The sequence below is a fragment of the Vibrio sabulosilitoris genome (assembly GCF_055391395.1).
In genome coordinates this window covers 1,966,256-1,986,338 of record NZ_AP029599.1, presented here as the reverse complement: position 1 = coordinate 1,986,338, position 20,083 = coordinate 1,966,256, and the positions used below count along the sequence as shown (strand labels likewise).

The window sequence follows — 20,083 nt, the reverse complement described above, 5'->3', positions numbered from 1 at the left end:
GCTGATGTTTTGGTTATATTAAAGCACTCTCGCGATAAAAAAATGGTAAGCATACTGGTCGCCTTGATGACGACGATATAGCTCTACCTCTCGTGTAATATCCGTAAGTGCCTGCGCGCCCTCTAACTCCAAAGACAGTTCACTAATACGCGCCTCTAAAGGCTGCCAGTAATTCTTCCAGGCTTGCTGGCTGATCGAGAAGTGGTCCAACACTTCATAGCCTTGTTGCTCAAACTGCGCCAAGCGCGTTGCAAGAGGCTGCATGTCAGGATACTCTCCTTTCCAAAAATCGACATAATCCTGCTGTGGCGTGTCACTAAGCCAGACAAGGTCACTCACTACCAATATCCCGTCTTTTTTAAGTTGCGGCTTCCACTGCTCGAGCGCCTTTTGCAATCCCATAATGTAAACGCAGCCCTCAGCCCAAAGCAGATCAAAGCTTTGCTGTGCAAATGGCAACGCTGTCATTGAGGCGCAAACTGGCATAACCCTTGAGTCAAAACCAAGCTGTTCAAGCTTAGCTTGAAGCGCTTCTATGGCTAAAGGCTCGTTATCCATCGCGGTAATTTGCGCATCACTATGCTCAGCTAACGCTTTGGTCGACAGCCCTTTACCGCTACCAATCTCAAGAATGTTGCGTGGTGAAAATGGCAGTGCATTTAGTGCTCGCAAGGTCTCCTCCTCGCCCCCCGGCCCCCAACGCTCGAGTGGCTCAAAGACCTGCATAAAATCTTGCATATATTGATCGTGTTCGTTCATATCTTTTGATAACCATTTGAGACGCAGAGCGTCTTTTTCATTAAAACCTTGTTGCAGCAACCAATCGAGGTGAGCATCTGGAGCCGTCTGGTTAAGAGATTCATGCCAAGCACGCAAAGATCGCTCACCCAGCAAACCTGCCAGCAGATCGCGAGCCGCTTGTTTTTGCGCGATTTCTTGATCAAGCTGTGCAAGACGCTCTGACAGAGTCGCCCTTTCAAGCTTGGCCTCAAGGCACGCCTGACACTCTTTCAAGCTCAGTCCCCCTGCTTGCAAGCGCTGGAGCAACTTCAGCCGTTGCACATCGTAATCGCGATAATATCGATAGCCATTGGCCAAACGCTGACCCTTAATCAAACCGATTTTTTCGTAATAAAGTAGAGTTGTGCGGGATAACCCTACCTGTTTGGCCACTTCAGAAATTAAATGCATCGCTTGAGTATCCGATAGAATGGTGAGATTACTGCTGAAACTAAGTTTAAAGTATAGAGCGGTAGACAGGTCAAGGCTTTGTATCGCATACCAGTGCTTGGAATCTAGCCACAATCGTGGTTCATCAAGTGCGCGCAAATTTGACTCAATCCAAAACGACCTATTTCAAAATCAATACAATCAGCCAAATTTACCCCCTATCCAACGCATGAGAAAAAGTGTAATGTAAATGTTAAATCACCACTGGAATACATGGATTGTAGACCGATGGCCAATACACAAAGCGTGCTACACAGTAAGGAAGTACCTCGACACGACAAAACGTTATCACGAAAGCCAGCCTCATCATTCTTTCGCGTTAAGGCGTGGCTGTGGCTGATTGTGTTTTGTGATCTTGCCTATCTCATTGGTGAGGTCGTTGTTAACACGGCAATGGCGCGTGTCTCTTCTGGGTTGGTTACCTCATCCCATGCCTTACAAGAGGTGGTTGTGATTGGGCGCACGCTCAGCGGTATTGGCTTAGCGTTACTACTCACCAGCTGGGTTTCAAAGGCAAGCCAGCCCTTCGCCGCCAAACTATTGCAACTGGCGTTTTTTATTAGTTTATCTGTTCCCCTTATGCACAAAGCACAGAGCGCTTTGGTGGACTACCTTGTCACTGATAATCTTGAGCAAGCTAACCTAGCGCATATGCTGCTCGATATTAGAGAGTTTGGGATCAACTACCCCGATCACTTCGAACAACTCAAACGCTTGGGCCTTGATACTCATCCAGAACGTAAGGTAGCCCCCGAAACGGTGACCTTTCTGGCCTATTATCCTTGGGCAAGGATGGGCAGCAGTTATGAATATCAAGATAAGTTGCGCCAGTGGGAAAACTTACAGTGGCTTGATAAAGCGAAGCAGGCAGAGCTGGAGCAAACAAAACAAGCGATGTATTTGGCCACACGTGAGTATATGCATGATGTCGAGCTCAATGTCATGATTCACAACCTTCAACGTAATTTCCCAAGCCTTGATCCAGTTGATGCCTTTGAGATTAGCGCAGTTGGGCAGGCATTAACTCAAGCGGCTGAGGACTATTTTGCTCAGCATTATCTAGCGATGCAGCAACAAGCTGCCGCGCAAACTCAGTCTCTATATCTAAACCACACCAGCAGACGTAAAGAGATAGTTCAACTCTATCAGCAGTACAAACACTGCTCAGCAATGGGCAAGCTTGATAACACTGACGAATGTCAACTCGAGCGACTCAGAGATCAGCTTGCGCAGCAGCTCAACTGGATCTTTGTTGGCGACTGGCGCAAGCAAAACCTCTTTGCAGATATACGTTTATTCCAACTATGCCAGCAAATCGATGGCCAGCGTCTCTGTCCCGGCCATCCGCAATGGGATAGCCATATCGCCCTTGAGTATATTGAAGTGCAATCGAGCGCTAGCGGGACTGCTTCAACCATTGAGCGGCAAAATGGCTTCGCCTATGGGTTATCATCAGCACAGCAACTGTTGCAATACGATGCCTTCTATAATGTTCGATTGCGTGAGATCTTACAGCAACAGCTTGGATTTCAATCCAGTGTTGACCTGAGCCTTTACAAACATGACACAGCAGGGAACCTGCCGATCGCCCATATTGTCGCCATGCACAAGCAAAAAGCGCGTCATCTTGAGCCAACACACAATCAATTAGCGATCATCGACAAGTTTAACAAAGCGCCGCGCTTATGGCGCTGGGATAAGCTGCGCACTAATGACACAACCGGGCTGTTCTCACAAACCATTTCAACCTCGCAGGTGTTGGCACTTGAGGCGCTCCAATCGCAACTCCGGCACATCCTCGGCGATTTTTATCTGCCACTGTTGGATGTGAATATTGATCCACTCCAGTTTTATGCCCTACTTGATAAGCAGCGCCACGCCGCAGCCGAGCAGGCAAGAGCACGCTACTTTTATCACTCAGAGTTTGAGCCCTTGATTGCCCGGCAGTCACTAACTCAGATCTACACGCCTTTTGTCGCAGCAATGTTCTCGCTTAGCCTCTGCTTAAGCGCGGCGCTGCGGATAGTGCGCTTCCCTAGCCGGATGCGCGATTTATCCAAAACACCTCGTAACAACAAATCACGTAAGCCGACGCGCCTTGGCAGTATATTGGCGATTTTTGCTCTTTTTTTCGCAATTGGTGTAAAACAGACGTATATCAACGCGCTGCTTAATGCCTCAGAGTATTCCAACAACCCGGTAAGCAAGGTCGCACTGACATGGGCCGTTGGTGCCCACACCAGTATCGTTCATATCGGCAACTGGGTGCTGCGGGAAAGCTCATGGATTCGCTATGATCACCCCTCTTTAGAAGGCATGCGTTTTTATGAAGACTGATTTGGTTCTAGGCGCTGTCAGCCATCTACCGATTATAACCATTTGCCGCAGTGAGACTTGCGTGTAAAACAACACTTATATCGGTTATCCCGCCAACAAATGCTGCCACTCGGGATGGCGGTTTAGGTAGTGAGCCACATAACTGCAAGCCGGGATCACCGTATACCCACGCTGCTCGATATCCGGTAAGATCGCCTCCATTAACACTTTGCCATAGCCTTTCCCCTGCACCTCATCAGGAACGCGGGTTGAGTGAATGGTCATCACACTGCCTTGCAGAGAGTACTTAGCTAAGGCGACATACTCCCCTTCTAGCGTCACTTGATATTCATGGTTTTCGATATTGTGCACCAACATAGTTCTCTCCTTATCAGTCGCGCTTTTAGCCCACGCAAGCTCATGATGACATTTCAGCGAGATTTGCTTGGGTATAAGTCTACATGCCGGGATAAGTAGTTCCAAATTTAGCGCTACACCTCATAGTCGTAGTCCGTTGCCAGTCATAGCCATAATCTAATCCGTACTCAGTATTTTTGATTACTTTTGGTGCATGTTTGGCACTACAACATTAATTTTCTGTCACTACATCAGGAAAAACCACATTGCTAGTGTGTCTTTAGATACTCAACACAGTGGAGAACGACATGGAAAGCACCTTTCACGGAGTCATCGCATTTGCACTATTATCTATGATGCTGATATTAGGCAATATCATTCGAAGTAGAGTCCCCCTTATTAAGAACAACCTCATTCCTTCAAGTCTTGTTGCTGGGGTCCTTGGGTTTTGCTTACTCAATTCAGGACTACTGGGTGAGTTTAGATCCGAGGACTTTATCGCGATTACCTTTCACTTTTTCACTCTCAGCTTTATGTCTCTTTGCCTGTGTGGCGGCTTACGCAAGAAAAAGATCCCAGGCAGTAACCCAACAGCAGTGATTAGAGGAGGACTTTGGTTGACCTCGGCCTGGTCACTGTCTCTGGGTCTTCAAGCGCTGGTCGGGATTGCAGTATTGCTCGTGTTTAATGCGCTGACAGGAGGACAACTCAACTACTTCCTAGGTTCCATTGTGACTCATGGATTCACTCAAGGCCCTGGTCAGGCTTTAACTTACGGCAGCATTTGGCAGGAAAAGTATGGGATAGTTAATGCCGCTCAGGTTGGGGTGATATACGCCTCCTTAGGTTTTGTTGTCGCTTTTATGGTCGGTATCCCGATGGCGCGTCATTTTCTTGGCAAGGACCTTAATGCCAACAAGGACTCTAAGCTTGATATCCATTACGTCAATGGTGTATTCGAGCATGACGCCAAACCAAACAGCGGTAAACTGATCACCCATTCAGCCAACCTTGACTCTTTGGCCTACCACATTGGTTTATTGGGTACAGCATACGTACTGACTTACTTGTGGCTCAAATACATTCAAGGAGTGGTGGCTGGTGTCGATTTGTTTGGCATCGATTTTAGTGTGCTGTTTAGTTTTAATATGTTTTTTATTCACGGCTTTACCACCTGCTTGATCCTAAGAACCTCGATGAACAAACTTGGTCTGTGTAAAAGTGTCGATGACGAAACGCTTAAACGCATTACTGGCTCATCGGTTGATTTCATGGTGACAGGTACGATTATGAGCATCAAAATGTCGGTGCTGACTGCACTGTTGATCCCTATCTTATTGGTAGCCTTGGCTACCTCCGTTGTAACGACTGCTGTGTGTGTTGTGATTGGTAAATTGAGTGGCAAACTTGGACCAGAGCGAACCGTCACCGCATTTGGTTGCTGCTGTGGATCGACAGGCACCGGCTTGCTTCTGCTGCGCATGCTTGATTCCAATTTCAATACTAACGTGGCAAAAGAGCTGGCGTTTTTCAACGTGGCTATCGTGCTGGTCAATTTTCCAATCCTAATGATATTCACCCCTATTGCGCCGTCACTGACCTTTACGGGTTACCTTACTTTGTTGGGTTCTGGTGTAATGATGTCCTTATTTATCATGCTGGGGCTGTCCATCACTGACAGAAAGGCGGTTCAGCCAACACGCGAGGTCGCACACAATGGATAATGTATTGACGGCCTTTGAGGCAAAAAAAGTGATCACAATGAATCCCTCCATGCCTGTTGCGGAGTGTGTTGTGGTCAAAAATGGCAAAATCATCAACGTCGGACCAAGCTCGATTGTCAACGATTACCCTAATGCAACCATTAATCGAGAATTCAAGCACCAGGTGCTGGTACCTGGTTTTGTTGAGGGCCATTGTCACGCTATGGAAGGAGCGGTTTGGAAGTACCAGTATTTAGGTTATTTTGCGCGTAAAGACCCAAACAATCAGCTCCAACCGGGTATAAAAAGCTACCAAGAACTCAGTGACGTCATTACACAGCGGGCGAAGAGTCATCAAGGGCAGCAGCCTATTGTTGGCTGGGGTTTTGACCCTATCTATTTTGACGGTGACCGTTTAGACCGCCATGAACTCGACCAAGCGTGTCAAGATATCCCGGTAGTCGTGATCCATGCCAACTTCCATTTGATGACTGTTAATACCGCGATGTTAGAACTGATTGGTATGCAAGCATTGCAAAATACAGAAGGTATTTTAATCGGGGAAGATGGTTACCCAAATGGTGAGCTGCAAGAGATGGCAGCGATGGGGCTGGTGTTTGAACAGTTAAACGAATCTATCTTTGATATTGCCCAAGATCAAAAAGCACTCGAGTTGTTTGCTCGCTCGGCAAACAATAACGGTATCACGACGATCACTGACCTGTTCAACCCTCTCACCGATGTGGGTCTCGCATCACTGGTTGAGGCAACTCGAGGCGACAAGTTTAATGTCCGACTGGTTCCCGCAATGAGTGCCCACAGTTGGAGTATTGACCAAGGCGTCGAGCGGTTTACTCAGCTCAAGGAGTGTCAAAATGACAAACTTTACTTTCCAATCGTAAAATTGATGACCGACGGCAGTATCCAAGGTTATACCGCTCGCTTGCTTGAGCCGGGCTATCACGACGGCCACCCTAATGGTTTGTGGAACAGTCCACTTGAAGAGGTTGAAAAGCTCCTCAATGCCTACCATCAAATTGGCGCGACGGTTCATATTCATACCAATGGCGATGAAGCCGTTGAAGAGATGATCGCCTTCATTGAGAAAGCCTTAATCAATTACCCTACAACCAATCACCGTCACACCCTTCAACACTGTCAGATGATCAACCAGGCACAAATGAAACGGGTAAAAAACGCGGGGATCTGCCTCAACATGTTCATCAATCACCTTTATTATTGGGGGGATATCCACCGGGATTATACGGTGGGATATGAGCGAGCACAGCGATTAGAGCCAGTAGCCTCATCACTAAGCAAAGGCATTGTGACTGCAATGCACAGTGATGCGCCCGTCACTCCATTAGGCCCTCTGTTTTCGATGTGGTGTGCGACCAATCGAAAGACGTCAACCGGTGATACTTTAGGTGAGCACGAGATAGTCTCTACTTATCAGGCACTTGAAATGGTAACGATTAACCCGGCTTACACGCTCAAGCTCGATCATTTAGTCGGTAGCATTGAAACGGGTAAGTTCGCCGATTTTGCGGTACTGAATGCCAATCCGCTTGAAATTGATTGCGGCAAATTACGCGAAATTAATGTTTTGGCAACTGTTCTTGGCGGTGAAGTCGTGCATAGAAACTGATCAAACAAATAGTAAGTGGACTAAAAACCCTCGGACACATTTATCAATAAAGCGCGCCCACAAGGCGCGTTTTGTCTTTAGGACGTTGTCTAACTCACATCGTTTAAATCAGCCAACTGATACCCATAGATTTTTCAAATCCATAGAGGCGACTTATCCACCACTAATCAAAACGCTTGGGCAGTGTGTCAGGCTTAGCATAAGCCAGACGACCGATTCGGTCTGTAACATGGTAGGTATCTAGTCCGGAGACAGCTATCGTGTCTAGAGACTCGATATCAATATAGCCCTGCGGTGATATGGCCTCCTGTTGCAGATAAAGATGGGTCACTTCTCCGATAAGCAGTATCACGTCATTGAGTTCAATCGTCTGGCTACTTCTCAGCTTAAGAGAATATTTAAGCCGACTCTCTTCAACAAACGGGGCTTGAACTCCCTCACACCACTGCGGGGTCAATCCAACCGCCTCAAACTCAGATACATCGCTTGGATAGCGAGCCGAGGTTTGATGCGCCTGCTCAAAAATTTCTCGATTGACGTGATTGATCGTGTATTCACCAGTCGAGAGTATGTTTTCCAGCGTATCTCTCACCACAGAATGCGGCCTTGAAATCATACCAATCAACGGAGGATGAGCCCCGAGGTGAAATACTGAACTGACGATGGCTAGATTGGTGTTTCCCTCGAGGCTGATACTACCGATGAGATTCGCACTTTTAAACCCAGATAAACTGTTGACCAGATTAGCTCGGTAGCGCGAGTCCAGTGCCGCTAATTCCTGATTAGTGATATGCATAACTCTTGTTCTCGCAATTGTGATTTTCTGCTTTAAGTTACTGGCTGCGGTTAAACTTCGATCACCGCTACCGCAGTCAAGAACCAGAAAATTAGCTCCTTACTCAATATCCTGCGTATCTATACTTAAGATAAGCCCCAACGATTGGCTAAGGAGGGCCCGATGAAACGATTGTATCTATGGCTTTTCGCCCTACTCCTGTTTACCGGTCAAACGCTCGCAAGCACAGTGTGGGTGGTGCCGGTCAAAGGCGCGATCGGTCCCGCTATCAGCGACTATCTAACCCGTGAAATCGAGCAAGCGCAACTCAACGGCGTTGACTTAGTAGTGCTGAAAATGGATACCCCAGGCGGGCTCGACAGCGCCATGCGCGATATTATCAACGCCATCACCACATCCAGAGTGCCCGTAGCAACCTGGGTCGGTCCTTCTGGCGCTCGCGCAGCAAGCGCTGGCACTTATATTCTGTTTGCTAGTCACGTGGCCGCCATGGCTGAGGCAACCAATCTAGGTGCCGCTACGCCTGTGGCTCTGGGTGGCCCTTCTCAACCAACATCCGGTGACGATACGGCTGACAATGACGCTGGGGATGACGCGCAGAGTGACTCTGAGCAAGTCCCAGCTAAAACTGCGATGGAAAAGAAAGTCATCAATGATGCCAAGGCCTACATCAAGGGCTTGGCAAAGCTGCACGGGCGCAACGCTGAATGGGCAGAGAAAGCGGTGAGCGAGGCGGCAAGCCTAGATGCCAACGAGGCGCTGGCGCTTAACGTTATCGACTATGTTGCCAACTCGCCTGAAGCACTCGTCACCTTGATTAACGGTGAAACGGTTAAGGTCAACAATATAGAGATGACCCTGTCACTAGATCAGCCCAACTTCATCGAACGCACGCCCGATTGGCGCGCCGAGATGCTCGCGGTGCTCACCAACCCCAATGTCGCCTACATTCTGATGCTGATTGGGATTTATGGCTTACTACTCGAGTTCTATAACCCCGGTATCGGTCTACCTGGCGTACTCGGCGGGATCTGCCTACTTCTCGCGATGTACGCGCTGCAGATGATGCCAGTTAACTACGCTGGACTTGGCCTGTTGCTACTGGGGATCGCCCTGATGATCGCTGAAGCATTTAGTCCGAGTTTCGGTATTCTGGGACTTGGCGGGGTTGTCGCCTTTGTCCTCGGATCTATCTTCCTGATGGACAGCGACCTACCCGGCTTTCAAGTAGCCCTGCCGCTGGTCTTTGGCATCGCCATCTTCTCCGCAGTGCTTATCGTGACCACCGTCGGTGTGCTGCTTAGGATCCGGCGCAATCGCGTCACCACGGGGCGTGAGGCCTACCCCGGCAGAACTGCGATTGTCAGCGATGATTTTATCGCTGGTGAGGGGCGGGTTCAGCTTGACGGCGCGTTATGGAATGCGCATAGCAAGTCAGAGTCGACACTCAAGCAAGGCGATGTTGTCACCATAGTCGAAATTAATGGCCTGACCCTGACGGTCAAGCCTGGCCAAACTACACAAGGATAGGAGACAATTATGATTGTTTATACCAGTGCAGTATTGATTCTGCTTCTCGTGGCGCTAGCAACCCAAGTGTTCAAGGTGCTACGCGAATATGAGCGCGGCGTGGTATTTTTTCTTGGCCGGTTCCAGCAGGTCAAGGGGCCAGGGCTGATTATCCTGATCCCCTTTATTCAGCAGATGGTGCGTGTTGACTTGCGTACCGTGGTGCTCGACGTGCCAACTCAAGACCTCATCACTCGTGATAATGTCTCAGTGAGAGTCAATGCGGTGGTCTATTTCCGCGTTGTCGACCCACAGATGGCAATTAACAATATTGAGAGCTTCAGTATGGCCACTAGTCAACTCTCACAAACCACGCTTCGCTCGGTACTTGGGCAGCACGAGCTTGACGAGCTGTTGTCTGAGCGTGAGCAGCTTAACAAGGACCTGCAAACCATCTTGGACCAGCAAACCGATGACTGGGGGATCAAGATAGCCACCGTTGAGGTCAAGCATGTCGACCTCAATGAGAGCATGGTACGCGCCCTTGCCCGTCAGGCAGAGGCGGAGCGTAACCGGCGAGCCAAAATCATCCATGCTACCGGTGAGCTAGAAGCATCTAATAAGCTCAAGGAAGCAGCAGAGATGCTTAACGAAGCCCCCAACGCCCTGCAACTTCGCTATATGCAGACCCTAACAGAGATCACGACGGATAAGACCTCGACCATTGTCTTCCCACTGCCGATCAACTTGGTTGAAGCGGTCTCTGACATCGCTAAAGCCGTCAAAGGCCAAGGTGAGCATCGAACTCATACTGAGGAACAAGACAACACCAAAAGTGGCTGAAGCCTCTTGGTTGGGGAGAAATGCGTTAGTGAACAATTGATTCCGGAGCTGTGACAACCAACACTAGAACATTTCTAGTGTTGGTTGTCACAGCTCAACTTGATTGAGCTCATTTTTGGACAGAAATAATTGACTGCCACAGAACACAAAGTTTAGACAAAGTATCTTGAAACCTTAAATGCTTGTAAGGCACTGCTTCTTTAGAGAGTCTAGACTATGTTCGCCGTTACTGGGCTGGTATCGGCGCATAACTGTCCATAGCTTCTAGCAACGCTCGAAATTCGTTTTTTGAGAATCCATCATCGATATCTATACCTCCATGCGTTTTTAGTCGAAACACCCAAAATTGATTTGTTGAATTCTCCTGGATAACACCACGAATACGATTTACTTCTTTTTGATCAATGCTAAAAGCCACGTGCTCTTTATATACGCAACTGTTGTATAAATCCGAGTTGCTACAGTCCACATCTTTACCTAACTTGGTTACAGAGGTAATTATTAGAGGTTTACCGTAATTGGCTTGGTATGGAAACAACCATCTATTGTAAGTATGTTCTAGGGCAGCATATACTTGGATACTCTGTGTACCCGTTTTCTTATCAAGAAAGCCTCTTAAAAAGAAATCATTCCAGATAACGTTCGCCAAACCGTGTTCTTGTTTAAAACCTTTCTTTGTACTAAATGTCACAAAACTTTCTAACGCATCATCTTTGATCGTTACCAATGAGCGATATTCATCTACAGTCATTGACAGGTAACGATCCCTTTCATTGATTACCTTTTGTTGGTGATTGATACAGCCAGCCAACCATACGACTGATATCAGCACAAATAATGTTCGCATGTAATCCTCTCTACATAAGTCCTTTCGATATAAGACTAGTACAGATAAATCCACTTAGTTTCATAAGGTTTAGTACGGCAAGATCTAAGTTTCGTTCTGAGATGAAACCTACCTCCAAACTTGCTTTGGGGCGTGCGACGTGAAGTCGTATGAAGCGCTGTTCACCGCTTAATGAGTGAACCACCTGTATCACTAGGTGAGCCTAAGGCTCTGAATAAAGTAGCGAGCCTGACAATATAACGAAGATTGGTCTTGTACCAATCGGGATCTGAACCGTGAGGGGATGATCCTCCTGACAACCACATGAGCGGGTAAGCAAAGTTAAATCAAGACATCCATAATTTAACTAGAGAAGGTTGCCCCCTATTGAAGCAACAACGATACGGGGTACAGAACAGAAAAAGAGTCAAATATCAGACAAAATCTATCATTAGAACCGTATTTCTGGTTATTGGGCAGTATCGTGCAAAAAGTTCTTCACCACTGCACTCATCAGCGGAAAATCGAGCTTGTTAAATGCAAAGTTAAGCCGCTTTAAAGCATCGTCTGGCGACTCTAACGCCTTTCATCCGCTGTAAGCCGTGATGTCGCTGATATTGACGTAGAGACTTTTCACCGCCGATAGGTCCGGTGAACTCCTTTTCAAGCGAAAAAATCAGTGTTTCCCAAACCGCTTCATCGATTCCTAGTCTGGACAAAATCGGCGGATAGAACTCAGCTATGGCCCCACGCTTGTCTTCGCGTATGGCGCGACCACTGAAATCCACCAGTGATAGGTAATCTTCAAGTCGGAACGGCAGCCCCTCTGGCATCTCCTGCCTAGGGTCACCAACAAAGGGAAATAAGGTTTCAGGTTGGCGCGGGTTGCAGCCGTCAAAATCCTGGAGAGTATCTACCCTAGCCTTGATACTGGTATATTCAGACTTTTCAGGACTTGGCGCTATCTGGGCGCGGACCGGGTTTAAGTCGACATAAGCCATACAGGCAACTAAAGCAGCTTCGTCAAGTAGCGCTTGCGACTTAAAACGCCCTTCCCAAAATCGTCCAGTACACCCCTCTTCTCTATTAGCTTGACGGGCTATGGTCTCATTGAGATTACGCATAAACCAGCTGATGTTATATAGACGCTGGCGATACACCTCAACTATATCCATAACGGCTTTCAATGACGCGTCATCGAGCTGCTCCCCACTAAGATAGCGAGTTGTTAACAGCGTTCCTTTGTGCAATTGATGCCAACGCTCCAAGACCTCACGCGCACTCCAGCCCTGAGCCGTCATCTGATTAACATGCAGCACCACGTGGGTATGATTACTCATCACCGCATACGAGCAAACATTAATGGCGAACACACGCGCCAACTTGAGCAGACGCTCTTCAACCCAACCCCGCCGATGTTCATAACTCTTGCTAGTAATCTCATCAACGCCACACAAGTAAGCCCTGCGCACACAGCGCGAAACACAGTGGTAGTAGGCCGTATCATCCAGGCTTACTTGTTCAGAGCGAGCTTTGGGCATCGTGATTCTCCTGAGAGTTGAGCACTACTCCAGTGTAGGAGAGGGTCGATAACTTCACTAGTGTTTTGGGTGTCTATTTATATTTTTTAGCCTTGGTAAGGCGATCAAAAGGTGTCGTGACGCGTTTGCGTATCGGCGATCTCACGGTCGATTTAGATAAGCACCAGGCCACTCGGTCTGGACAACCCCTTAAAATACCGCCGGTTTGTTGGAAGATGCTGGTATGCCTAATGCAAAACAGTCCAAATGTCGTGAGCAAAACCAAGCTAGAAGATGAAGTTTGGGGCGATACCTTACCCAGCACCGATAGCTTAAAAGTCCAACTGTTTAAGCTACGCAAAGCGGTCGATGCGCCTTTTCAGCATAAACTTATTCACACCGTGCACGGCGTCGGTATTGTAATTTAGAGAAGAGCAAACAGATAAGCAGGTTAGTATTAAGCGAGATATCTATATTTACTTATTTGGCTTGCTGCTTGCCCTAACGGCTATCTATACCCTAATGATCAATCTAAGCTATGAGCTTGGGCTTGATGAGTCGGCCAAATACAGCTTTTTGTATGAAATAACGTTGGCCGAGCATCACTACATCGCGACTGGAGAAATTCAGCCTTCTCATAGAGAGTCTTTTGAGGTCTTTGACGATTTAAAGAGCGTTCCGCAGATTTACCTCAAGCACTTCGACTGGAACAGTTTTGAACCAGGTGTGATATACGACAAGTACATTGCCGCCAAAGATGGTGGGTTTGGTAAGTATTATTACGCCGCTTATCAGTATGTTGAAAGTAAACAAGGGTACCTTTACGTCGTATCTCAATACGATGAAGCGCTGTATTACGACCTCTATGAGCAGAGTCCACCAGAGTCGGTCAGTCAAGCTAGCTCTGCATTCTTGATGATTGGGCTATTGTTTTTACTCATCTTTGCACTATTCGATTGCTGATTCATCGACTGACCCACCCTATTCTGCAACTGTCGAAGTGGTCTCAAACGCTAGACCCTACTACAATGAGCGATTTACAACACTTACGCTACACAGAGTTGCAGCAACTGGCCAACCAACTGGTGAATAGCGTTCAATCACAGCAACAATCGATTGAACGAGAGGAGTTTTTCCTGCGTGCTGCAAGCCATGAGTTGAGAACGCCTATTTCGATTATTTCTGCCAGCAGCGAGATGCTGACTAGACTCGCGGATGCCATTCCTAACAGTGGCCAGCGGGCGGTGAAAAGGATCAACCGCTCGGTGGTGACCATGCAAAACTTGGTCACATCATTGCTTTGGATGAGTCGAAATCAACAACTTAATCTTGAATTGAGCAACATTAAACTCAAGGAGGTGGTTGAACAAGCACTAGAACAGCATCGTTACCTGTCTGATGAAAAAGACCTGAATGTTAGGCTAATCGATGAGGTGGGAAGCCTTTCACACCCAATGCCTGTGGTGCTGGTTGAGATTATCGTGACCAATTTAATTCGTAATACATTTCAACATGCCTCTAAAGGGGATGTTGAGGTACGTGTCTCTGCGCATGGCATAAGTATATCCAATGCGCTTTGTGAGTCAGGTCAAGGGGATCCAGAACATGATTCGCTGACACAAGACAGCTCTGAGGTATCATTTGGGATTGGGCTGATGCTTATACAGCGCCTGTGTCAGCATCAGAACTGGCAATTTACCCATCAATCTCAGCACAATCAGTACATAGCCAAGGTCGATTTTCTCACTAACCCCGCACTTTACCCCCCTTCACCATCAAGGGTAACCAAAAATTAACCATTGCCCCTGTACCGTAAGCGCCCCATAAACACCGCATTCTAATAGCCTCAGTCCCCAATTATGATCTTACTTCACCAACTTGGAGGTAAGATCATGGCTAAACGACGCAGTGACCAGGAATGGCATGCATTATTCGAGCAATACGAAGCGAGCGAACTTTCTCAACGCGCCTTTTGTGAGCAGAACAATCTCAGTCCATCGACCTTTTTCGCTAAGCGGCAACGGCTACAGCAAATAAGTACCAACCAAAACAGTGGCTTTGTTAAGGCACAACTAGTCGAAAAGACCACCCACTATCAATCGGTGCGTGTGCCAGTAGCAAATATGACACTCTCTTTGGGTGAGGTTGAACTCAGCATACCGCCGGGCACGCCTGCTTCCTATGTTGCGGAGTTGATTGGAGCCTTGTCGTGAAAAGAATGCTCAGTGCGCCGAACATCTACCTGTATCGACAGGCTGTCGATTTCCGCAAGTCGATTAATGGTCTCGCTGCCATCATTGAATCTGAGACCGATTTGCCCTTAGCCTCTGGCGCTTTGTTCCTCTTCACCAATAAGCAACGTGATAAAGTCAAAGTATTGTATTGGGATCAAACTGGCTTCGCACTCTGGTACAAGCGCCTTGAAAAAGCCAAGTTCAAATGGCCCTCGAAAGAGAAAAAGGCTGTCTTTACCTTGAGTGATTTTGAGCTAGATAGGTTACTTTCTGGCTTCACTATTATTGGCCATAAAGCGGTTGAAATACACGATTTTACAATGAGTTAATCGTAATAAAAGGCTTATCTATCAGGCTTTTATAATGTGCATTTGGTATAATAAATGTCATGAAAACGACACCTGACATTAACCCAGAAAGCCAAGATGTTGCCGAGCTTCAAGCGATGGTAAGAGCATTGATGGCTGACAAATCTTCTTTGATAGAACAGTTCAAACTCGCGCTTGAACGCCAGTTCGCAAAACGCTCTGAGGCCTTAAAGCCTTACGATGAAGCGCAAGGCGACCTGTTTAATGAGGCAGAATCTGAGTTAGTCAAAGAGGAAAAGGCGCCAGTCACTTCATCGAAAACCACCAAGTGGAGTTAAATCTAGACATCCATAATTAACTTAAAGAAGGTTGCCATCCTATTGAAGCAACAACGATACGGGATACAGAACAGAAAAAGAGTCAAATATCAGACAAAATCTATCATTAGAAGCGCATTTCTGGTTATTGGGCAGTCTCGTGCAAAAAGTTGTTCACCACTGCACTCGTCAGCGGAAAATCGAGCTTGATAAATGGAAAGTTAAGCCGCTTTAAAGCATCGCCTGGCGACTCTAACGCCTTTCATCCGCTGCAAGCCGTGATGTCGCTGATATTGACGTAGAGACTTTTCACCACCGATAGGTCCGGTGAACTCTTTTTCAAGCGAAACAATCAGTGTTTCCCACACCGCTTCATCGATTCCTAGTCTGGACAAAATCGGCGGATGGTACTCGGCTATGGCCCCACGCTTGTCTTCACGTATGGCACGACCACTGAAATCCACCAGTGACAGGTAATCTTCAAGTCGGAACGGCAACCCCTCTGGCATCTCCTGCCTAGGGTCACCAACAAAGGGAAATAAGGTTTCAGGTTGGCGCGGGTTGCAGCCGTCAGAGCCCTGAAGAGTATCCACCCTCGCCTTGATACTGGTATATTCAGACTCTTCAGGAGTTGGCGCTATCTGGGCGCGGACCGGGTTTAAGTCGACATAAGCCATACAGGCAACTAAGGCAGCTTCGTCAAGTAGCGCTTGTGACTTAAAGCGCCCTTCCCAAAATCGTCCGGTACACCCCTCTTCTCTGTTGGCTTGACGGGCAATGGTCTCATTGAGATTACGCATAAACCAGCTGATGTCATACAGACGCTGGCGATACACCTCAACAATATCCATAACGGCTTTCAATGACGTTTCATCGAGCTGCTCACCACTAAGATAGCGAGTTGTCAGCAGTGTTCCTTTGTGCAATTGATGCCAACGCTCCATGACCTCACGCGCACTCCAACCCAGAGCCGTTACCTGATTAACATGCAGCACCACGTGGGTATGATTACTCATCACCGCATACGAGCAAACATCAATGGCGAACACACGCGCCAACTTGAGCAGACGCTCTTCAACCCAACCCCGCCGATGTTCATAACTCTTGCCAGTAATCTCATCAACACCACACAAGTAGGCCCTGCGCACACAGCGTGAAACACAGTGGTAATAGGCCGTATCATCCAGACTAACTTGTTCAGAGCGAGCTTTGGGCATCATGATTCCCCTGAGAGTTGAGCACAACTTCAGTGTAGGAGAGGGTCGATAGCTTCACCAGTGTTATGGGTGTCTATTTATATTCTGCCAATCGTGTCCACAAAATAACCTTTGGCCTAAAAATGATTGCCCCACAATCGTTTCCTTATGTGGGGAAACTTGTTGAACAATCGAATTGCAGCCCTCCCCTTCAATACCCCCATTAGAGTCGATATCGACACTTTAGGCGGCACTATTGCTACGAGATGAACGTGGTCTGCTTGGATACTCAGCTCTAGGACTTCGCAATCTTTCATATTGCACAAAATGTAGATTGACCGGTAAAGCTCTTTGGCTACATTACCTTTCAGAATCCTAAACCTATACTTTGGCGTCCATACAATATGATATTTGCAACGCCAATACACATGTGATGAACTTCTGTAGTCGCTCATGTTATTTGTTTCCTCTTACTTGTGGTGAATAAGAGACTAACTTTTAACATGGGCACTCCTTCGGGCAAGAGCCCAAAGGGACAATCACCACCGCCCTAGGCGGTGGTTTAGGGCCGATAATAAAAAATTATAACTAGACGACCCATAACATTTGTAGATCATATGGTTTTTATTGCATAGATAGATGAAACTAAATCAAGAAGCTACGATCTGATCGGCTACACTCATCAATCGTCGTGGCCTCATGTCTAAACCTCGTTACAAAACAACTAACTGGAAGCAGTACAATAAAGCCCTGATCAACATACATAAAGGTGGCAAGGACTAAAGAAAACTTAGATTCCATGGATTATAGTGAGCGTTTCTTTCAAATATGGAACTTAGGGGCTCGCACTAGTTTTGAGTTACGGAGCTATGATTTCACGGCCTATTTATCACTAAATCTGATTCTGTCTGGTAGAGCCCCAGAACTCTAGACACTTACAAGACATGAGGAAAAGTATGCCGTGATCTCGATTGGAACTTGCTATTGACAGCAATAACTAAAACGTTTTGGGGCAGAATCAAGCTAGCCTTACCAGCTTTTTCAAAGCTGGACAAAGCCTTGCCAACGACACGTATAGAGCTTGAGTTATCCAATAGCTCAATTAGAACGCTGTTTTACACGTCATCTTCCGATAACATTTGACGACAATTTCGAACTGTTAATACTCGGATTTCATGACTTAAGCTGTAGATAATACGATAGTGACCAAAGATGATTTCGCGATAGTTGGTATGGGGCATTTCAAGCACGAACCGCCCCATTTCAGGCATACTTCCAAGCAATTCAATTTTATCAAAAGCTTCGTTTACCCACTTTTCTGCCGCAGATGGATTATCCAAAGAGATGAACTCTGCTGCATCGCCTAGCTTCTGAAGCGCTAATGGAGACCAAACTACTTTCATTTTTTAATGCGCCCCAAAACATGAGCACGCGCATCATCATTAGAAATACCAAGACCAGAGGCTAACTGTGCTTCCGCTGTGCGCATTTCTTCTAGTAATTCGATCTTCTCTTGCATGGCTTCATATTCAGCAACGTCAAGAACAACGGCAACACCTTTGCCACGTTGCGTAATGACCAATGGACGGCGAGTCTCATTGATTTGTTTGATGTAAGAAGCTACACCTGCGCGAAACTCAGACAATGGCTGAATATCTTGGTCGAAATGAATACGGCTCATATTGAACTCCAAAATGTACAAAATAACGTACAAATTATAGTTCAGCCTGTTGTTACGAGCAAGGAGTTGATGCTGTCTCCCAACGCAATCAAGACCTATTAATCAGACGTCTTGGTATTAGCAAAAGTCTGGTAGCTATAGGGTCACTTGTCGTTGTGGATCAACTACTCTAACGAAGAAAGGGGCATTTCTGAGTTATGAAGTGCCCGTCGCGAAGGCTTTGGACAAAACTTAGTCAGCCTGTGTTGCAAAAATAGTCAAAACCAACTAGATTACGCGCCTTTCATATTTTACTGATAGGACAATCATTCGTATGGGCGTAATCATTTCTTCACTAATCTTAGCAACTGTGATGACACAAGTTCCAAACTTAATGGGAATGAGTAACGCGAGTGAGTTGACGTGGGGCTCAGTGGCGAAAATTGCCCTTCTTACCTTGCCCATCACTTTTACCGGAACCGTTGGCTTCACCATGTTTTACGGTAAAGGGAGTGAAGTCTTTTCCTATCCATCGTTGAACATCATTGCAAAAACTGCGGCTTTCGTGATTGCGATTTTCGTTCAGTGGGTGTTTTACAAAAAAGTAGTCAACGTCGTCGAAATTGTCGGAATCGTGGTATGTATGATCGGCACCACGCTGATCGTCTTCAATCAGGAAATCAATCAAGTGGTCCAGTCGGTGATGAGCTCTAACAGTTCTGCCTGACGCTTTCTGAAAGCTACCTTAAGAATCCCCCTGCGTAATAGCAACATAATTATCAAACACTAGGTACCGCAGATCTGCCGCTCAAGGATATTCCTTCAAACCTTTGTTACTATTTTAGTCGAGTCATTAATCTCACTCAGCGATAACGTGATCAGTGCCTACCAGCCTATGTCCAATGCTGTCCAGTAGCGTTAGTATCCGTTCCAATTTCTAATTGGTACACTGTGAAAGGCCTCTGATGACTACACCCACTCAGTTCGAACTCTACGATATTCTCAAAACCTATGAGGATAACTACCAAAACGCTCCCTTCTTTGAGGAGGGCAAAATGCCAGCTCGACCAGCTGTCACTCAAACTCATAAGCTGTTTGACTATGAAGTCAACTCTCGCCTGGGTGTACCTGCAGGACCACTGTTGAATAGCCACTGGTGTGACGTATATGCGCAACTTGGTTTCGATATTCCAGTATATAAGACAGTGAGAAGTGTTGAGCGCGCCTGCCACCCCGCACCAAACTGCATCTTTCTAGATACCGACAAGCAGTTCAACAATCATGATATTAATGCAGAGATTCAGCCAGGTTCACGCCCATCTTTGGATGAACGAATCACAATTACCAACTCTTTCGGTGTCCCGTCTCTCGCTCTATCGGTGTGGATGAAAGATATCGAAGAAGGCAACCGTAAGATGGGTAAGAACCAGCTTATGGTCGTCTCGGTTAACGGTACCTGTAGTGGCACAGTGAATTTAGCCACAGAGTTAGAGTTCTAGGCATGAGGGAAAGTAAGTCAAATTATGCCTTAGAGAACCGCATACCTGAATGCTCGTAACCCATTTCGGGGCAATACAGTGATACCTTAGCTGCCAGAGGAGAGGGGGGTTGGCTTTAAAA

The 20,083-nt window shown here is 46.9% G+C and carries 19 protein-coding genes and 3 pseudogenes; 13 read left to right on the top strand and 9 right to left on the bottom strand.

What is annotated here, in order from left to right; genetic code table 11:
• Positions 1 to 18: 18 nt before the first annotated feature.
• A complete protein-coding gene (locus tag ACZ5R2_RS09395) occupies positions 19 to 1,191 on the bottom strand; it encodes a MerR family transcriptional regulator (RefSeq protein WP_464901999.1) in 1,173 nt (390 codons plus the stop codon).
• Positions 1,192 to 1,458: 267 nt separating this feature from the next.
• Here ACZ5R2_RS09395 and ACZ5R2_RS09390 point away from each other — a divergent pair, with 267 nt between their 5' ends.
• Positions 1,459 to 3,567, top strand: a complete 2,109-nt coding sequence (locus ACZ5R2_RS09390) for a hypothetical protein (protein WP_464901998.1) — start codon at positions 1,459 to 1,461, stop codon at positions 3,565 to 3,567.
• Positions 3,568 to 3,651: 84 nt separating this feature from the next.
• Here the strand turns inward: ACZ5R2_RS09390 and ACZ5R2_RS09385 are convergent, their stop codons facing one another.
• Positions 3,652 to 3,924, bottom strand: a complete 273-nt coding sequence (locus ACZ5R2_RS09385) for a GNAT family N-acetyltransferase (protein WP_464901997.1) — start codon at positions 3,922 to 3,924, stop codon at positions 3,652 to 3,654.
• A 287-nt stretch (positions 3,925 to 4,211) separates the two neighbouring features.
• Here ACZ5R2_RS09385 and ACZ5R2_RS09380 point away from each other — a divergent pair, with 287 nt between their 5' ends.
• Together ACZ5R2_RS09380 and ACZ5R2_RS09375 are read left to right on the top strand one after the other, a co-directional pair.
• Positions 4,212 to 5,627, top strand: a complete 1,416-nt coding sequence (locus ACZ5R2_RS09380) for a sodium/glutamate symporter (protein ID WP_464901996.1) — start codon at positions 4,212 to 4,214, stop codon at positions 5,625 to 5,627.
• Positions 5,620 to 7,254 (top strand): amidohydrolase, encoded by a 1,635-nt coding sequence (locus ACZ5R2_RS09375; protein ID WP_464901995.1) that lies wholly within the window; start codon positions 5,620 to 5,622, stop codon positions 7,252 to 7,254. The genes ACZ5R2_RS09380 and ACZ5R2_RS09375 overlap by 8 nt, the downstream gene beginning before the upstream one ends.
• Before the next feature lie 163 nt (positions 7,255 to 7,417).
• Here the strand turns inward: ACZ5R2_RS09375 and ACZ5R2_RS09370 are convergent, their stop codons facing one another.
• A complete protein-coding gene (locus tag ACZ5R2_RS09370; protein WP_464901994.1) occupies positions 7,418 to 8,050 on the bottom strand; it encodes a flavin reductase family protein in 633 nt (210 codons plus the stop codon).
• 162 nt (positions 8,051 to 8,212) lie between these two features.
• On the opposite strand from ACZ5R2_RS09370, the gene ACZ5R2_RS09365 reads away from it, so the two are divergent.
• Positions 8,213 to 9,580 carry an NfeD family protein gene (locus ACZ5R2_RS09365; protein WP_464901993.1) on the top strand — a complete coding sequence of 456 codons (1,368 nt, stop codon included), beginning with the start codon at positions 8,213 to 8,215 and terminating at the stop codon, positions 9,578 to 9,580.
• 9 nt (positions 9,581 to 9,589) lie between these two features.
• The gene (locus ACZ5R2_RS09360; protein WP_464901992.1) at positions 9,590 to 10,402 is read left to right on the top strand and encodes a slipin family protein; all 813 of its coding nucleotides are present in this window, start codon (positions 9,590 to 9,592) and stop codon (positions 10,400 to 10,402) included.
• Between the two features lie 226 nt (positions 10,403 to 10,628).
• On the opposite strand, the gene ACZ5R2_RS09355 is transcribed toward ACZ5R2_RS09360, so the two are convergent.
• A complete protein-coding gene (locus ACZ5R2_RS09355) occupies positions 10,629 to 11,249 on the bottom strand; it encodes a hypothetical protein (protein ID WP_464919406.1) in 621 nt (206 codons plus the stop codon).
• Between the two features lie 524 nt (positions 11,250 to 11,773).
• Positions 11,774 to 12,769 (bottom strand): transposase, encoded by a 996-nt coding sequence (locus tag ACZ5R2_RS09350; protein WP_464901990.1) that lies wholly within the window; start codon positions 12,767 to 12,769, stop codon positions 11,774 to 11,776.
• Between the two features lie 86 nt (positions 12,770 to 12,855).
• On the opposite strand from ACZ5R2_RS09350, the pseudogene ACZ5R2_RS09345 reads away from it, so the two are divergent.
• The 6 genes and pseudogenes from ACZ5R2_RS09345 to ACZ5R2_RS09320 all read left to right on the top strand — a co-directional run.
• Positions 12,856 to 13,176 (top strand): annotated as a pseudogene (locus ACZ5R2_RS09345) (winged helix-turn-helix domain-containing protein); the annotation flags it as partial.
• A gap of 94 nt (positions 13,177 to 13,270) precedes the next feature.
• A complete protein-coding gene (locus ACZ5R2_RS09340) occupies positions 13,271 to 13,711 on the top strand; it encodes a hypothetical protein (RefSeq protein WP_464901989.1) in 441 nt (146 codons plus the stop codon).
• A gap of 65 nt (positions 13,712 to 13,776) precedes the next feature.
• The gene (locus tag ACZ5R2_RS09335) at positions 13,777 to 14,544 is read left to right on the top strand and encodes a sensor histidine kinase (RefSeq protein ID WP_464901988.1); all 768 of its coding nucleotides are present in this window, start codon (positions 13,777 to 13,779) and stop codon (positions 14,542 to 14,544) included.
• 96 nt (positions 14,545 to 14,640) lie between these two features.
• On the top strand, positions 14,641 to 14,961 hold the full coding sequence (tnpA, locus tag ACZ5R2_RS09330; protein WP_464899930.1) for an IS66 family insertion sequence element accessory protein TnpA: 321 nt from the start codon (positions 14,641 to 14,643) through the stop codon (positions 14,959 to 14,961).
• A 5-nt stretch (positions 14,962 to 14,966) separates the two neighbouring features.
• Positions 14,967 to 15,311, top strand: coding sequence for an IS66 family insertion sequence element accessory protein TnpB (gene tnpB, locus ACZ5R2_RS09325; RefSeq protein ID WP_464902347.1), 345 nt, complete (start codon positions 14,967 to 14,969; stop codon positions 15,309 to 15,311).
• A gap of 59 nt (positions 15,312 to 15,370) precedes the next feature.
• Positions 15,371 to 15,616: pseudogene (locus ACZ5R2_RS09320) on the top strand (IS66 family transposase); the annotation flags it as partial.
• A gap of 212 nt (positions 15,617 to 15,828) precedes the next feature.
• On the opposite strand, the gene ACZ5R2_RS09315 reads toward ACZ5R2_RS09320, so the two are convergent.
• The 4 genes and pseudogenes from ACZ5R2_RS09315 to ACZ5R2_RS09300 all read right to left on the bottom strand — a co-directional run bounded on the left by ACZ5R2_RS09315 (position 15,829) and on the right by ACZ5R2_RS09300 (position 18,484).
• Positions 15,829 to 16,824 carry a transposase gene (locus ACZ5R2_RS09315; protein ID WP_464902346.1) on the bottom strand — a complete coding sequence of 332 codons (996 nt, stop codon included), beginning with the start codon at positions 16,822 to 16,824 and terminating at the stop codon, positions 15,829 to 15,831.
• Positions 16,825 to 16,943: 119 nt separating this feature from the next.
• Positions 16,944 to 17,258: pseudogene (gene tnpA, locus ACZ5R2_RS09310) on the bottom strand (IS200/IS605 family transposase); the annotation flags it as partial.
• A gap of 660 nt (positions 17,259 to 17,918) precedes the next feature.
• A complete protein-coding gene (locus ACZ5R2_RS09305) occupies positions 17,919 to 18,206 on the bottom strand; it encodes a type II toxin-antitoxin system RelE/ParE family toxin (protein WP_464901987.1) in 288 nt (95 codons plus the stop codon).
• Entirely contained in the window at positions 18,203 to 18,484 is a 282-nt protein-coding gene (locus ACZ5R2_RS09300; RefSeq protein WP_464901986.1) for a type II toxin-antitoxin system Phd/YefM family antitoxin, read from the bottom strand. The genes ACZ5R2_RS09305 and ACZ5R2_RS09300 overlap by 4 nt, the downstream gene beginning before the upstream one ends.
• A gap of 313 nt (positions 18,485 to 18,797) precedes the next feature.
• Between ACZ5R2_RS09300 and ACZ5R2_RS09295 the strand changes: the two genes are divergently transcribed.
• Entirely contained in the window at positions 18,798 to 19,190 is a 393-nt protein-coding gene (locus ACZ5R2_RS09295) for a hypothetical protein (RefSeq protein WP_464901985.1), read from the top strand.
• Between the two features lie 328 nt (positions 19,191 to 19,518).
• On the top strand, positions 19,519 to 19,962 hold the full coding sequence (locus ACZ5R2_RS09290; RefSeq protein ID WP_464901984.1) for a beta/alpha barrel domain-containing protein: 444 nt from the start codon (positions 19,519 to 19,521) through the stop codon (positions 19,960 to 19,962).
• Positions 19,963 to 20,083: the final 121 nt, after the last annotated feature.

Bases quoted from the DNA above. Each gene is read 5' to 3' on its own strand.
- ACZ5R2_RS09370 (WP_464901994.1), bottom strand. From the start codon at position 8,050: ATGCATATCACTAATCAGGAATTAGCGGCACTGGACTCGCGCTACCGA.
- ACZ5R2_RS09315 (WP_464902346.1), bottom strand. From the start codon at position 16,824: ATGCCCAAAGCTCGCTCTGAACAAGTTAGTCTGGATGATACGGCCTAT.
- ACZ5R2_RS09390 (WP_464901998.1), top strand. From the start codon at position 1,459: ATGGCCAATACACAAAGCGTGCTACACAGTAAGGAAGTACCTCGACAC.
- tnpA (WP_464899930.1), top strand. From the start codon at position 14,641: ATGGCTAAACGACGCAGTGACCAGGAATGGCATGCATTATTCGAGCAA.
- ACZ5R2_RS09335 (WP_464901988.1), top strand. From the start codon at position 13,777: ATGAGCGATTTACAACACTTACGCTACACAGAGTTGCAGCAACTGGCC.
- ACZ5R2_RS09355 (WP_464919406.1), bottom strand. From the start codon at position 11,249: ATGCGAACATTATTTGTGCTGATATCAGTCGTATGGTTGGCTGGCTGT.
- ACZ5R2_RS09395 (WP_464901999.1), bottom strand. From the start codon at position 1,191: ATGCATTTAATTTCTGAAGTGGCCAAACAGGTAGGGTTATCCCGCACA.
- ACZ5R2_RS09350 (WP_464901990.1), bottom strand. From the start codon at position 12,769: ATGCCCAAAGCTCGCTCTGAACAAGTAAGCCTGGATGATACGGCCTAC.
- ACZ5R2_RS09380 (WP_464901996.1), top strand. From the start codon at position 4,212: ATGGAAAGCACCTTTCACGGAGTCATCGCATTTGCACTATTATCTATG.
- ACZ5R2_RS09360 (WP_464901992.1), top strand. From the start codon at position 9,590: ATGATTGTTTATACCAGTGCAGTATTGATTCTGCTTCTCGTGGCGCTA.
- ACZ5R2_RS09305 (WP_464901987.1), bottom strand. From the start codon at position 18,206: ATGAAAGTAGTTTGGTCTCCATTAGCGCTTCAGAAGCTAGGCGATGCA.
- ACZ5R2_RS09295 (WP_464901985.1), top strand. From the start codon at position 18,798: ATGGGCGTAATCATTTCTTCACTAATCTTAGCAACTGTGATGACACAA.
- ACZ5R2_RS09300 (WP_464901986.1), bottom strand. From the start codon at position 18,484: ATGAGCCGTATTCATTTCGACCAAGATATTCAGCCATTGTCTGAGTTT.
- ACZ5R2_RS09340 (WP_464901989.1), top strand. From the start codon at position 13,271: ATGATCAATCTAAGCTATGAGCTTGGGCTTGATGAGTCGGCCAAATAC.
- tnpB (WP_464902347.1), top strand. From the start codon at position 14,967: ATGCTCAGTGCGCCGAACATCTACCTGTATCGACAGGCTGTCGATTTC.
- ACZ5R2_RS09385 (WP_464901997.1), bottom strand. From the start codon at position 3,924: ATGTTGGTGCACAATATCGAAAACCATGAATATCAAGTGACGCTAGAA.
- ACZ5R2_RS09365 (WP_464901993.1), top strand. From the start codon at position 8,213: ATGAAACGATTGTATCTATGGCTTTTCGCCCTACTCCTGTTTACCGGT.
- ACZ5R2_RS09375 (WP_464901995.1), top strand. From the start codon at position 5,620: ATGGATAATGTATTGACGGCCTTTGAGGCAAAAAAAGTGATCACAATG.
- ACZ5R2_RS09290 (WP_464901984.1), top strand. From the start codon at position 19,519: ATGCCAGCTCGACCAGCTGTCACTCAAACTCATAAGCTGTTTGACTAT.